Annotated in this window: 15 protein-coding genes; all 15 read left to right on the top strand. The window is 66.9% G+C overall.

Going from position 1 to position 13,805, the window contains the following annotated elements:
* Positions 1–39: 39 nt before the first annotated feature.
* The 15 genes from BSE24067_RS20515 (at position 40) to BSE24067_RS20445 (ending at position 13,677) form a co-directional block, all read left to right on the top strand.
* The gene (locus tag BSE24067_RS20515) at positions 40–1,839 is read left to right on the top strand and encodes a fatty acyl-AMP ligase (RefSeq protein ID WP_341826513.1); all 1,800 of its coding nucleotides are present in this window, start codon (positions 40–42) and stop codon (positions 1,837–1,839) included.
* A gap of 60 nt (positions 1,840–1,899) precedes the next feature.
* Positions 1,900–2,859, top strand: a complete 960-nt coding sequence (locus tag BSE24067_RS20510; RefSeq protein ID WP_151063856.1) for an acyl-CoA desaturase — start codon at positions 1,900–1,902, stop codon at positions 2,857–2,859.
* A gap of 25 nt (positions 2,860–2,884) precedes the next feature.
* Complete coding sequence (locus BSE24067_RS20505; RefSeq protein WP_151063857.1) at positions 2,885–3,868, top strand: acyl-CoA desaturase; 984 nt, start codon at positions 2,885–2,887, stop codon at positions 3,866–3,868.
* A 55-nt stretch (positions 3,869–3,923) separates the two neighbouring features.
* The gene (locus BSE24067_RS20500) at positions 3,924–4,244 is read left to right on the top strand and encodes an acyl carrier protein (protein WP_151063858.1); all 321 of its coding nucleotides are present in this window, start codon (positions 3,924–3,926) and stop codon (positions 4,242–4,244) included.
* A gap of 13 nt (positions 4,245–4,257) precedes the next feature.
* The gene (locus BSE24067_RS20495) at positions 4,258–5,355 is read left to right on the top strand and encodes a fatty acid desaturase (RefSeq protein WP_151063859.1); all 1,098 of its coding nucleotides are present in this window, start codon (positions 4,258–4,260) and stop codon (positions 5,353–5,355) included.
* Positions 5,355–6,278, top strand: coding sequence for an alpha/beta hydrolase (locus BSE24067_RS20490; protein WP_151063860.1), 924 nt, complete (start codon positions 5,355–5,357; stop codon positions 6,276–6,278). Before BSE24067_RS20495 ends, BSE24067_RS20490 begins: the two co-directional genes overlap by 1 nt.
* A complete protein-coding gene (locus BSE24067_RS20485) occupies positions 6,275–6,460 on the top strand; it encodes a rubredoxin (RefSeq protein ID WP_124499434.1) in 186 nt (61 codons plus the stop codon). Before BSE24067_RS20490 ends, BSE24067_RS20485 begins: the two co-directional genes overlap by 4 nt.
* A gap of 115 nt (positions 6,461–6,575) precedes the next feature.
* A complete protein-coding gene (locus BSE24067_RS20480) occupies positions 6,576–7,760 on the top strand; it encodes a thiolase family protein (protein WP_151063874.1) in 1,185 nt (394 codons plus the stop codon).
* Positions 7,761–7,820: 60 nt separating this feature from the next.
* Positions 7,821–8,054, top strand: coding sequence for a hypothetical protein (locus tag BSE24067_RS20475; protein WP_151063861.1), 234 nt, complete (start codon positions 7,821–7,823; stop codon positions 8,052–8,054).
* A 216-nt stretch (positions 8,055–8,270) separates the two neighbouring features.
* Positions 8,271–9,470, top strand: coding sequence for an aminotransferase-like domain-containing protein (locus BSE24067_RS20470; RefSeq protein WP_151063862.1), 1,200 nt, complete (start codon positions 8,271–8,273; stop codon positions 9,468–9,470).
* A 12-nt stretch (positions 9,471–9,482) separates the two neighbouring features.
* Positions 9,483–9,680, top strand: a complete 198-nt coding sequence (locus BSE24067_RS20465) for a hypothetical protein (RefSeq protein ID WP_151063863.1) — start codon at positions 9,483–9,485, stop codon at positions 9,678–9,680.
* A gap of 97 nt (positions 9,681–9,777) precedes the next feature.
* Positions 9,778–10,380 (top strand): pyridoxamine 5'-phosphate oxidase family protein, encoded by a 603-nt coding sequence (locus tag BSE24067_RS20460; protein ID WP_151063864.1) that lies wholly within the window; start codon positions 9,778–9,780, stop codon positions 10,378–10,380.
* 170 nt (positions 10,381–10,550) lie between these two features.
* Positions 10,551–11,828: an epoxide hydrolase family protein gene (locus BSE24067_RS20455; protein ID WP_151063865.1), complete on the top strand. Its 1,278-nt coding sequence runs from the start codon at positions 10,551–10,553 to the stop codon at positions 11,826–11,828.
* 266 nt (positions 11,829–12,094) lie between these two features.
* Positions 12,095–13,138, top strand: coding sequence for an alpha/beta fold hydrolase (locus tag BSE24067_RS20450; RefSeq protein WP_151063866.1), 1,044 nt, complete (start codon positions 12,095–12,097; stop codon positions 13,136–13,138).
* On the top strand, positions 13,138–13,677 hold the full coding sequence (locus BSE24067_RS20445; RefSeq protein ID WP_151063867.1) for a cytochrome P460 family protein: 540 nt from the start codon (positions 13,138–13,140) through the stop codon (positions 13,675–13,677). Before BSE24067_RS20450 ends, BSE24067_RS20445 begins: the two co-directional genes overlap by 1 nt.
* The last annotated feature ends 128 nt before the right edge of the window (positions 13,678–13,805 follow it).

The following is a 13,805-nucleotide window of genomic DNA, read 5'->3' as shown; positions in this document are numbered from 1 at the left end:
CAAAACAAAACAAAACAAAACCGATAATCCGAGGGTCTCATGATGGCCGGTAGTATTCTCCCCTCCGCTTTGCCGGCGGAACGCACGACCTCGTCTCTGCTCGATATTCTTCGCGAGCGTGCCGAGCACACACCCGAGCGAATCGCCTTCCATTTTCTTCGCGACGGCGAGGACGATGTCGTGAGCTGGTCATACGGCCAGTTCGCCGCGGCGGCGGTTCATGTGCGCAATATGGTGCTGCAGCACGCGCTGCACGAACGGCGCGTGTTGTTGCTGCTCGAACCGGGCCTGAGCTACGTTGCCGCGCTGTTCGGCATCCTGCTGGCGGGGGCGACCGCGGTTCCTTCGTTTCCGCCGGCCGGCTCTCGTGCGGTGGCGCGCTTCGCATCGATCTGCCGCGATGCCCGTCCCGACGTCGTCATTGCCGGCAAGCATCATCGATCGCTGCAACAGGAGCTCGACGGGCTCCACGGCGGCGAGCGCGCCGCGCCTGCGTTGCTGACGATCGAGGAACACGCGTTCGACGATATCGACACATCGGCGCACGACGTGCGCAGCCTGCTCGCGGAGGGTGTCGATCCGGATCGGCCGGCGCTGCTGCAATACACGTCCGGCTCGACGGGCGAGCCCAAAGGCGTGATCGTCACGCACGCGAATCTCGTCAGCAACTGCGCGGTGATCGCCGAACGGCTCGGCGACGATCCGGCGCGCGTCGGCTGTACGTGGCTGCCGCCGTATCACGACATGGGCCTGATGGGCGCACTGCTGCTCGCCGTGTTCAGCGGCTTCCCGCTCGTGATCCTGTCGCCGCAGCATTTCGTCCAGCGTCCGTATCGCTGGCTCAAGGCGATCACCGACTATCGCGTGACCACGAGCGTCGCACCGAATTTCGCGTTCGACCTGTGCGTCGACAACATCAGCGACGAAGAAGCCGCCACGCTCGATCTCGGCTCGCTGCAGCACGTATTCTGCGGCGCGGAGCCGGTGAGCCACACGACGCTCGAACGCTTCTTCGCGCGTTTCGGCCGGCACGGCTTCGCGCGCAGCGCCGTCGTGCCCTGCTACGGAATGGCGGAGGCGACGCTGTACGTCTCCGGCAAGGTGGGCCGTTCGCCGATCACGCTGATCGACGTCGACAAGGAAGCGCTCGCCCGCGGCGTGTGCGAGCCGCACGACCCGCAATCCGATGCGCGCGGGCGCACCACGCTGGTCGGCTGCGGGCCCGTGGCCGCCGGCCATCGGCTGCTGATCGTCGATCCTGCGACGCAACGCGTGCTGCCGGAGCGGACCATCGGCGAAATCTGGTTCAGCGGTCCGAACGTCGCGGCGGGCTATCTCGGCCGCGCGGACAGCGCCGACGTGTTCGCGGCGGCGATCAGCGGCGGACGCGGCGACGACGATTCGTGCCGTTACCTCCGCACGGGCGATCTCGGTTTCCTGAATCACGGCGAGCTGTTCGTGACGGGCCGGATCAAGGACGTGGTGATCGTCGCCGGGCGCAATCTCTATCCGACCGACATCGAACGATCGGTGCAGTCGGCGCACGACGCGATTCGAACGAACGGCGTGGTCGCGTTTTCGATCGACGGCGGCCCCACGGAGTCGCTCGTCGTCGTCGCGGAGCTCAAGCGTTCGCGACGTCTGAGCCCGGAGCAAATGCGCGAGGTGCGCGCGGCGATCACGTCGGCGGTCACGCGCGATCACGGGGTTGCGCCAGCGGTGGTGCACCTGGGGCCGACCGGTGCGATTCCGCTGACGACCAGCGGCAAGGTCCGCCGGCAAGCGTGCAAGCAGGCGTTCCAGCAAGGCAGCCTGAGCACGCTCGACGCTCGCGCGTAAGCCGTCCGTACACGGTTCATCGCCGATTTCCATTGTCGTTGTCTTTCTTCGGAGCCAGTCATGGCTGAAGCAGATTCCTCGTCTTCGCGAACACCCGCGGCCGCCCGTGCGGCCGAAGCCGACACCGACTCGCGCGCGCGCCGGCTCGCTTATCTGACCGTCGGCCTACCCGCGCTCGGTTTCGCGCTCGCGATTGCATACACGTGGATATACGGGGTGCGCGCAACCGACTTCGTGTTGCTGGCGGTGATGTATTTCCTGACCGCGATCGGCGTCGAAACCGGCATGCACCGCTATTTCTCGCACCGCGCGTTCAAGGGGCGGCCGATCGTCACCGTGATGCTCGGCGTGCTCGGCAGCATGGCCGCCCAAGGGCCGATCCTGTTCTGGGCCGCCACGCACCGGATGCATCACGCGTTCACCGATCAGGACGGCGATCCTCATTCGCCGCGCCCGCGCGCGAACCGGCACGGCAAGCCGAGCCGTCTCGCGGGCCTCTGGCACGGTCACGTGGGCTGGCTGTTCACCGTGCGCCGCGACAACTGGAGCGCGTATGCCGCGGACTTGCTGCGCGACCGCCTGATCGTCAATCTGAATCTGCGTTACGGGTGGTGGGTGCTGCTCGGCCTCGCGATTCCCGCGCTGGCCGGCGCGTGGTTCGCGCCCGCCGGGCACGCGTTGCCCGGGGCCGTCGGCGGTTTCCTGTGGGGTGGGCTCGCACGGATCTTCCTGCTCGATCAGTCGACCTGGGCCGTGAATTCGCTGTGCCACACCATCGGCACGCGTCCGCACGCGACGCGCGACCACAGTCGCAATCTGGGTCTGCTTGCGATCGTTTCGGTGGGCGGCGCGTGGCACAACAACCATCACGCACAGCCGGCCTTCGCGAACAACGATCACATGTTCTGGCAGCTCGATCCGTCCGCATGGTTCATCCGCTTGCTCGACGCGCTGGGCCTCGTCACGGAAGTGCGCTATGCCCCGAAGCGCGGCGCGGCGGCCCCGTCAACTTCGCCGTAATCCTATTCAGCGTTTGGAGAATCCTATGAATTCGTCGATTCAGGTTGCACCCGGCGTCACCGCCGCAGGCGGGCTGTCGGCCGCCGACGGGCAGATCCCCGGTGTTTCGCCGCTAAAGGGCAGCGGGGCGCGCGTCAAACGCTATACCGCGCTGGCCGTGATGCTGGTGCCGCTTGCCGGCTTCGCGCTGGCGGTACGGCAGCTCGTGCTGGGCGACTTCGCCGTCACCGATCTGGTGCTGTTCGCGGTGTTCTATTTCCTGCACATGGGCGGGATCACGATGGGCTTCCATCGGTATCTCGCGCACAAGACGTTCCGGACCTCGAAGTGGTTCGAAGGGCTGCTGCTGATCTGCGGATCGATGGCCGCGCAAGGGCCGATCATGTTCTGGGTGACGACGCACCGGCGTCATCACCTGTACAGCGATCAGCAAGGCGATCCGCATTCGCCGAACCTGGCCGGCAACGGCCTGTTCGCGAAACTGCGCGGCCTCTGGTATGCGCACATGCCGTGGATGCTCGCCGCCGACGTATCGGGCTGGACGTTCTTCGCACCCGATGTGTTGCGCGACCGCCGCCTGTTTTTCTATCACCGCACCTACGCGTGGTGGATCGTGCTCGGCCTCGTGCTGCCCGCCGCGATCGGCGGCGCCGTTGCCGGCTCCTGGCATGGCGCGTGGAACGGCCTCCTGTTCGGCGGCTTCGCGCGGATTTTCCTGGCCAATCAGGCCGCGTGGTGCGTGGGTTCCGTTTGCCACATGTTCGGCGGAAGGCCGTTCAAGACCGACGACAACAGCGCGAACAACTGGACGGTCGCCGTGCTCACGTTCGGCGAAGGCCTGCAGAACAACCACCACGCGTTCCCCGCGTCATACCGCCACTCGGTGAAGTGGTACGAGCCGGATCTCAGCGCGTGGGTGCTGTGGACGCTCGGCAAGCTGCGCGTCGTCTGGGATCTGCGCCAGCCGACGCCAGCGGCGATCCGCAAGCTCGCGAAACACCCGCATTGAAGCAGGTTGCTGTCGTTATTTCGTTCATTTTCCTCGTAAGGAAGGGTGATTCATCATGTCTCAAGCTGGAATCCTGGGTGGCCTGTTCGGCCGCAAGAAAGCGGCGGCCGCCGATATCGGCCCGCTGACGGAAGCGTCGATCCGCAGCTGGCTGGTCGATCGGCTCGCGAAGCAGCTGAAGGTGGACCGGTCGGCGATCGATCCCGCCAAAGGCTTCGACGAGTACGGGCTCGATTCGATCGTCGCCGTGCAGGTGTCGGGCGATCTGGAGAAGGTCGTCGAGCAGCGACTGTCGCCGGCGCTGCTGTTCGAACACAACAGCATCGACGAACTGGCGCGCCACCTGTCGACCGAGCTCGGTCTGCAAACGGCGTAAGCGGGAGATCGACATGGCGAACACCTACACCGTTCCGAGCGCGCCGCCGGCGCGTTTCGACGAATTCATGCAGAAGTCGAAGTCGCTCGAGGGCGTGCGGCTGACCGACGCGATTCCGAAATCGCTGTACGAGCCGCGCGTATGGCGCGGCGTGCTCGGCTTCGTCGTCAGCTATGCGGCGTACATCGGCGCGATCGTCGGCATCGCGTACGCGCCGCATTGGCTGTTCTACGTTCCGCTGTGGCTGCTTGCAGGCCTGGGCGGCTGGGGGCTGCATTGCATCGCGCACGATTGCGGGCACAACTCGTTTTCCCGCTCTCGATGGTTCAACCTGGCAATCGGGCACCTGTCGCTTCTGCCGCTGCTGTATCCGTTCCATGCGTGGCGTCACACGCACAACCTGCATCACGCGAATACCAACAACCTCGAACTCGATACCGACTGGCGGCCGATTCCGGCGCCGCTTTACGATCGCATGCCGCTTCTCAAGCGCCTCGAGTACGCCGGCACGCGAAAGTGGCTGTTCTGGGCGGGTACGGTGAGCTACTGGAAGGAATCGGGCTTCCGTCCGGGCTTCTATCCGAAGCGCGAGATGCGGCGCGACGTGAAACGCTCGATCGCGTTCGTGCTGTTCGCGTCCGCGCTCTATTTCCCGGCGCTGATCTACTTCACCGGCATCACCGGCCTGTTCCTGTATTTCGTCGTGCCGTGGCTCATGATTCACGCGTGGTTCAGCGCGACGACGCTGATGCATCACACGTCGGACGAGATCCCGTTCCTGCCGTCGCAGCACTGGACGCCGAACGCGAGCCGCCTGCTGGTGACGACCGACTACCGGTATCCGAAGTGGCTGCACTTCATGACGCACAACATTTCGGTGCATACGGCGCACCACGTCGCGCCGATCGTGCCGTTCTACAACCTGCCGAAGGCCCAGGCGGCGCTCAAGGAGGCATATCCGGGCATGATCCGCGAGAAGGACTTCACGTTCGGCGATCTGTGGCACGTGATTCGTCATTGCCATTTCTACGATACCGAGTCCGGCTACTACCGAAGCCTGTCCCGGGAAGCCGTGCCCGTCGGCGCGCGTGCGGCGGCGGAGGGGCGGTGATGGCGACTGCGAACCGTACCGACGTTTCGCCGATCGCGCGGCGCAAGCCGAAGGCCCCATCGTTGCGCGTCCGGCTCGGCCGGCGCGCGTTCCGGGTGCTGAATGCGTTTGCACCGCACGCCGCGGGGCGGCGGGCGGCCGACGCGTTCGGCTTCACGCGCGGTTATGGGCTGGCCGTCAGCGATCGCGTGCCGCTCGGTGCGAAAGAGGCGTTCATCGACGGCAACGAGGACATCGATCGCGCGTATTGCTGGGACGGCGGTGCGTCGCGGGTGCTCCTCGTGCACGGCTGGGGCACCGACAGCAGCAGCATGCTGAGCTTCGTGAAGCCGATGCAGGCGCTGGGCTTCTCGGTCGCGGCGTTCGACGCGCCGGCGCACGGCCGGTCGCCAGGCAAGCATACGACGATGACGCAGTTCACCCGCGCGACGGGCGCGGTGCTGGATGCGATCGACGGCGCGCAAGTGGTGATCGCGCATTCGCTCGGTTCGATCGCGGCGGTCTCGGCGCTCGCGGAGCGCTCGCGCCGCGCGTCGCTGCGCTGCATCGTACTGATCGCCCCGACGAGCGGGCTGACCGAGGTGCTGGAGCGCTGGGCCAGCCGCGACATGGCGTTCCCGCGCCCGGTGATCGAGCGCGTCTATGCGGAGCTGCAGCGGCGCAACGGCGTGCCGGTCAGCCACTGGGACATTCTCGCGCGCGGCGCGTCGCTGGACGTCCCGGTACTGGTCGTGCACGACCCGGCTGATGCGGTGGTGCCGTACTGCGAGGCGCAGCGCGTGGTGGCCGGCCTGCAGGAGGCGACGCTGTGGCCGGCGCCGGGCGCGGGGCACGGGAGAATCCTGTCGGATGCGAGGGTGCGCGAGCAGGTGTGCGAATTCGTGACGCGACAGACGTCGAATTTTGGAGAGTTGGCGAGATGAGCACGACAGCGGTGGAAATGCGCACGTTGATGTGTCTGGTGTGCGGCTGGATTTACTCGGAAGAACAGGGTGCGCCGGAAGACGGCATCGCACCGGGCACGCGCTGGGAAGACATTCCGGCCAAATGGAAGTGTCCCGAGTGCGGCGTCGGCAAGGAGGACTTCGAAATGGTTTCGATCTGACGCGGCGGGAGGGGCGCGCCGCGCCTCGGGAAGCAGCATTCCTTTCCCGGAAGCGGCGCGCGGCGGTGCGGCGGCATCCGGTCCGCAGGAACCGGCCTTTGAATGGAGTGTTGAAATGGTTGCTCGACAGGTAGTGATCTGCAGTCCCGTCAGGACGCCCATCGGCGCGTTTGGCGGCACGTTGAAGGACGTTGCGGCGACGGCGCTCGGTGCAGTCGCGTTGCGCGAAGCGGTACATCGCAGCAACGTCGATCCGGCGGCGCTGGCGTCGGTCGTGATGGGCAACGTCGTCCAGGCCGGCAACAAGATGAATCCCGCGCGTCAGGCGGCGGTCGCTGGAGGGATTCCCGTGGCCGTACCCGCGTTTACGGTGAATCGCGTGTGCGGCTCCGGCGCCCAGGCCATCGTGAATGCGGCGCAGGAAATCTGGCTCGGATTCGGCGAGGTCGCGGCGGCGGGCGGAATGGAGAGCATGGAGCGCGCGCCGTATCTGCTGGAAAGCGGCCGATGGGGCCATCGGATGGGCAATGCCGAGATCGTCGACAGCATGCTCGGGGACGGTCTCGTCGACGCGTTCTCGAGCCGGCATTCCGGGTGGCACACGGAAGATCTCGTTTCAGCGATGGGCATCACGCGTGAGCAGCAGGACCGGTGGGCGGAGCGGTCGCAAAAGCGCTTCGCGGACGCTCGGGAACGCGGAGCGTTCGACGCCGAACTCGTCGCGGTCGAGATCGACGGGCGCAAACAAACCGTCCGATTCGAGCGCGACGAGCAGCCGCGTCCGGACACGACGTTCGAGTCGCTTGCCAAATTGAAACCCGCGTTCCGATCCGACGGCACGATCACCGCGGGCAATGCGCCCGGACTGAACAGCGGTGCGGCAGCGATGATCGTGGCCGAGCGGCGGTATGCCGACACGCACGGGATCGAGCCGATCGCCACGCTCGTGGCCTACGGCGTGGGCGCGGTCGAGCCGGGCATGTTCGGACTCGGGCCCGTGCCGGCGGTAAGGATGGCGCTTGCCCGTGCCGGCTGGTCGTTGAACGACGTGGAGCGTTTCGAGATCAACGAGGCCTTTGCCGCCGTACCGATCGCGGTCGTGCGAGAACTCGGCATCGACGAAGCGTTGGTCAATGTCGAAGGCGGAGCGATCGCGCACGGCCACGCGATCGGCGCGACCGGCGCCGTCTTGACGACTCGCCTTGCGCATTCGATGCGCCGTGACGGCATCAAGCGCGGCATCGTGACGTTGTGCATCGGCGGCGGGCAAGGCATCGCCATTGCGCTGGAAGCCGTCTGACGGCATCCCGGTCTCGACGATAGCCGGCAGCGTCCGGCCATCAGCCACCACGGAGAACACATGGACCAGCGTTCAGCACTGGAAGACCTGAGTGCGCTTGCCGCGACCGCGCATACGGCAACGCACGCGGAACTTGCGCGCAAGTGGTTGTCTCATTTCGGCGCCGACCGCGTGCAGGATCTCGATCTCGGCGTGCTCGAGGCGATTGCCGGCTATGTCCGCAACGGCATATCGCCTCCGAACGGGCAGCGCGCTACGGCGGGCGGCGGAGTGAACGGCTCGCCTTACCGATGACGAGCCGGGTTGCCGGAACCGTCGAACGAAGGCGCGCGTTCGTCGCGCGCCAATTGATGACCAAACCGCAAGACCTAGTGCATAGATATCGTTTGCCGCAGCGTTAATGGCTGTCGACAATCGTGGCTCGAATTCCCGCCGCCGGCGCGAGACGCGCGTTGGCGGGCGGCACCCGTCGGCTATCCCGGCCGCCGCTGCCATCCAGTTCACGACGACATGTACGCGTTCACGCCCTCATTCCAGAATCCAGCCGGTTCGCCGATCCGCGAGCTGTTCAAATACCTGTCCGAACCGGGGATGATCTCCTTCGCGGGCGGCTACCCGGCGAGCGACCTGTTCGACGTCGACGGCCTGAACGCCGCCGCCGAACGCGCGTACGCACGGCCGGTGCGTTGCCTGCAATACGGCCCGACCGACGGCCTCGCGGAACTGAAGCAGCAACTGATCGCATTGATGGCGCGCCGCAACGTGATTTGTACGCCGGCCGAGCTGCTCGTGACCACCGGCTCTCAACAAGGCCTCGATCTGCTGCTGCGCGTGTTGGTCGCGCCGGGCGACGTCGTGCTGACCGAACAACCGGCGTATCCGGCAACGCTGTCGGCGATGCGTCTGCAACAGGCGCGGATCGTGACGATTCCGGTCGACGGCGCCGGCCTCGACGTCGACCGTCTCGCGTCGCAACTCGCGTCCGGGGATATCGTGCAGCCGAAGCTGCTCTACACGGTCCCGACCTTCGCGAACCCGACCGGCGCGACGCTCACGCGCGAACGCCGGCTGAAGCTGCTGCGTCTCGCGGTGCAATACCGTTTCCTGATCGTCGAGGACGACCCGTACGGCGATCTGCGCTTCGCGGGCGAACCGGTGCCGTCGATGCTCGCGCTCGCGAGCGAAGTCGAAGGCGCGCGCGACTGGATCGTGCACTTCGCGAGCCTGTCGAAAATCGTCGCGCCGGGGCTGCGCGTGGGCTGGACGATCGCACCGGCCGAGATCGCGCGACGCTGCGTGATCGCGAAACAGACGGTCGACCTGTGCAGCACGCCGTGGACGCAAGCGACCGCCGCCGAGTATCTCGCCGACGGCGCGCTCGAACGCCATCTGCCGCGCATCACGGCGGCGTACCGGCGCAAATGCGATGCGATGTGCGACGCGCTGCGCGACGGCTTCGGCGACGCGATCGCATTCCATCGTCCGGAAGGCGGGATGTTCGTGTGGGCGCGGATCGGCGCGGTGCCGTCGGACGTGCTGCTGCAACAGGCGATCGCGAACAAGGTGGTCTTCGTGCCGGGCAACGCGTTCTTCGCGGACAACGTCGATGCCGCATCGCTGCGCCTGTCGTTCGCCGCGCCGGACGTCGATGCGATCCGGGAGGGCGTCGCGCGCCTGGTGCGCGCATATGGAGCGGCGCTGGCCGCGTGAGGAGACACATCGATGAACATCGTCATCAACGCACCCGCACGGCTCGATCAAGCGCCCGGCGTGGCCGACATCCGCCCCGTCGAGCACCGGTCGTCACAGATCAGCGCGGGGCCGGAGTACGTCGCCGACGTGCTCGGCCGCTTCGGTGCGGAGCCGAGCGACGCGAGCGACGCCAGCGACGCGGCGGCGGTCGTCCTCGGCTACAACTGAAGCCGGCGGCAGCGGGCTCGCATCGCAGGCCGGCGGCGCATGGCCGCCGAAACGGGTAAGCTGGCGCGATCGAGTCCCGCAACATCGCCGCGCCAACATGTCCGCTTCCGCTCCCGAATCGCTCGCGCAACTCTACGACCGTGTGTGGTCGTGTGTCGAATCCGGCGTCGGCGAACGGCGCTCGCCGTTCACGATGCTGCAGGCCGCGACGCTCGGCCTCGACGGCGGGCCGAAGGTGCGCACGGTCGTGTTGCGGCAAGTGAATCGTGCGACTCGCCAGCTCGCGTTCCATACCGATGCGCGCTCGGAGAAGGTGGCGGAGTTGCGCCGCGATCCGCGCATCGCGATCGTCGCGAACGATCTCGATTCGCTCGTGCAGATTCGAGCGGAAGGCGTGGCATCGATCTGCGAAGACGACGCGCAGCGTCGCGCGGTCTGGCAATCGAGCCGTCCGCATACGCTGTTGCTGTACCGCGCACCGTTGCGTCCGGGCACGCCGATCGCATCGCCTGAAAACGCGCGCATCGCGGCGAGTCCAGCCACGGACACCGCCGCCGACGACAACGGCTATCGAAACTTCTGCCTGGTCCATGTCGCGGTGACGCGCATCGACTGGCTCGAGCTCGCGCGCAGCGGCCATCGCCGCGCCGTCTTCGATGTGAACGGCGACGGCTACGAAGGCCGCTGGGTCGCGCCCTGACGGCGACTCGCGCCCACTCGCTACAAACGCGTACAAACCAGACACATCTCCGATACATCAGACCTTTCAAATGGGCAACGCCGCATGACCCGCGTGCCCGAATGAAAGCGAATGCGCGTCCGGGCGCGCGGCATGTTCACTTTCCACTTCACGAAAGGAGATGCCGAACGATGTCTTCCACACCGTTTTCCCCGATGCGTCGCCACCTGCTGGCGAGTTCCGTGGCCGCCGGCGTATCCGCGATGCTGCCGACCGCGCTGCATGCGGCAACCGGCGGCGACGCGATACGCCCGTTCACCGCCCATATCCCCGACGAAGCACTGGCCGACCTGCGCCGCCGCATCGCCGCGACGCGCTGGCCGGGCCGCGAGACCGTCGCCGACGAATCGCAGGGCGTGGGGCTCGCGCGCATGCAGGCACTGCTGCGCTACTGGGGCACCGACTACGACTGGCGCAAGGGCGAGGCGCGCCTGAACGGTTTTCCGATGTTCATCACGGAAATCGACGGGCTCGACATTCACTTCATCCACGTGCGCTCGCGGCATGCGAACGCGATGCCGATGATCATGACGCACGGCTGGCCCGGTTCGATCTTCGAGCTGCTGAAGGCGATCGGCCCGCTGACGGATCCGACCGCGCACGGGGCGAGCGCCGACGACGCATTCCACGTCGTCGTGCCGTCGCTGCCGGGCTTCGGTTTCTCGGGCCGTCCGACGAAGACCGGCTGGGGCTCGGACCACATCGCGCGCGCATGGGGCGAGCTGATGGCGCGCCTCGGCTATACGCGCTTCGTGTCGCAGGGCGGCGATTGCGGCTCGGTGATCTCGCACCGGATGGCGATGCAGCGCGTGCAGGGCCTGGCCGGGATTCACGTGAACATGCCGGCGACGGTGCCGCCTGACATCGCGACGCTGCTGCAGATCGACGCACCCGCGCCGGCGACGCTGTCGCCGAAGGAAAAGGCCGCGTACGAGAAACTCGCGACGTTCTATCGCGACAACTGCGGCTACTCGGCGATGATGGTCACGCGTCCGCAGACGGTCGGCTACGCGCTCGCCGATTCGCCGTCGGGGCAGGCCGCATGGATGTACGACAAGATCTCGCAGTGGACCTACAGCGGCGGCGTGCCCGAACGCTCGATTCCGCGCGACGAGATTCTCGACGACATCTCGTTGTACTGGTTGACCAACACCGCGACGTCGTCCGCGCAGATCTACTGGGAGGATCACTCGAACAACTTCAACGCGGTGGACATCTCGCTGCCGGCGGCGATCACGGTGTTCCCGGGCGAGATCTACCAGGCGCCGCGCAGCTGGGCCGAGCGCAGCTATCACAACCTGATCTACTTCAACGAAGTCGACAAGGGCGGGCATTTCGCGGCCTGGGAGGAGCCGGAACTGTTTGCGCGCGAAGTGCGTGCGGGGTTCCGGCCGCTGCGGCGTGCGTGAGACTAACCGGATCGCGTGACGCGCGACGAACCGGCGCGGCCGACCGCGCCGTCCCCCCGCGCCGGCCGCGAACCGGCCGGTTCGCGTGCGATTTTGAATCGCTGTTTGTCGGGCTCGAACACAGATACGTTGAGATACAAAGCATCCCGATGGTTCGGATATAAAACCGGTGACGCGCTTCGCGCGGCGGCGCGGTGCCAGGCGCCGCCGCGTGATTTGGCGATACCGGAATCCCTTCCTTAGCGATCGACAATGGAGAACGAATCATGCCTGATACCGTGAACACCCGCCGCCGCCTGATCCTGGGTTCGACGCTCGCGAGCCTGAGCCTTGCCGACCTCGGCTTCAGCGCGCTCGCGAATGCGCAGCCGGCGCCTGCCGCATCGGCGTCGAAGGGCGCGGCCGGCGCCGCGTCGCTCGGCGCGATCCACCAGATCGATGCGGGCGTGCTGAACGTCGGGTATGCGGATCTCGGCCCGAAGAACGGCCCGGTCGTGTTCCTGCTGCACGGTTGGCCGTACGACATCTACAGCTACGCGGAAGTCGCGCCGCTGCTCACCGCGGCCGGCTATCGCGTGATCGTGCCGTACCTGCGCGGCTACGGATCGACGACGTTCCGCTCGGCCGACACGGTGCGCAACGGCCAGCAGGCGGTGACGGCCGTCGACATCGTCGCGCTGATGGACGCGCTGAAGATCGACAGCGCGGTGTTCGGCGGCTACGACTGGGGCGCGCGCACGGCCGACGTGATCGCGGCACTGTGGCCGCAGCGCGTGAAGGCGCTGGTGTCGGTGAGCGGCTACCTGATCGGCAGCCAGGCGGCGAACGCCAAGCCGCTGCCGCCGCAGGCCGAACTCCAGTGGTGGTATCAGTTCTACTTCGCGACCGAGCGCGGCGCGCTCGGCTACGCGGAGAATCGCGATGCGTTCAACAAGCTGATCTGGCAACTCGCGTCGCCGAAGTGGCAGTTCTCCGACGACACCTATGCGCGCACCGCCGCGTCGTTCCGGAACCCCGACCACGTGGCCGTCGTGATCCACAACTACCGCTGGCGCCTCGGCCTCGCGAAGGGCGAAGCGCAATACGACGACATCGAGCGGCGTCTCGCGGCCGGCCCGGCGATCACCGTGCCGACGATCACGATGGAAGGCGACGCGAACGGTGCGCCGCATCCGCAACCGGCCGCCTATGCGAAGAAGTTCACGGGCAAGTACCAACATCGGACGATCACCGGCGGCATCGGCCATAACCTGCCGCAGGAAGCGCCGCAGGCATTCGCGGACGCGATCCTGCAAGTGGAGCATCTGTGATGCGCGCGCGTACTGGAGTGTTGCGCCGCGGCGGTGCGCACCGCGTGCTCGTCGCAAGCGTGCTGCTGGCCGGCGCGCTTGCCGCGAGCGGTCCTGCTGCGTTGGCCGAGCAGCCGAAGCCGGCCGCGTCGCCGATCTACGGCGTGACGATTCCGCCCGGCTACCGGAAGTGGGAAATGGTCGCACCGGCCGAGGAGGCCGCGCCGCTCGACGAGTTGCGCGTGGTGCTCGGCAATCCGGTCGCGATTCGGGCACTGGAGAAATCGACGCTGCCGTTCCCGGACGGCACGATCCTCGTGAAGCTCGCGTACAAGCGCAAGCAGTCGGACGAGTTCCCGCCGGCGACGGTGCCCGGCCAGGCAACGACCGTGCAGGTGATGGTGAAGGATTCGCGGCGCTATGCGTCGACGGGCGGCTGGGGCTTCGGGCGCTTCGTCAACGGCGTGCCGGCCGATATCGGTCAGCACCAGACGTGCTTCGCGTGTCACCAGGCGCGCGTGAAGAATCACGACTATGTGTTCACGCGGCTCGCGCCGTGACGTGATCCGACGAGGCCATTCGACGGGAAGGCGTGCCGGCACGGGCACGCCTTTTTTCGTGTGCGCCCAGCATGGGCGCACTCCTGCGGGTGGAAGTCCCGCCATAAGCTGATCACGGCAAATGAAGC

Origin of the sequence: Burkholderia latens (assembly GCF_902499045.1) — a bacterium.
GTDB lineage: Bacteria > Pseudomonadota > Gammaproteobacteria > Burkholderiales > Burkholderiaceae > Burkholderia > Burkholderia latens.
Note: the sequence above shows the minus strand (reverse complement) of the source record. Positions and strands in the feature narration are given on the sequence as shown.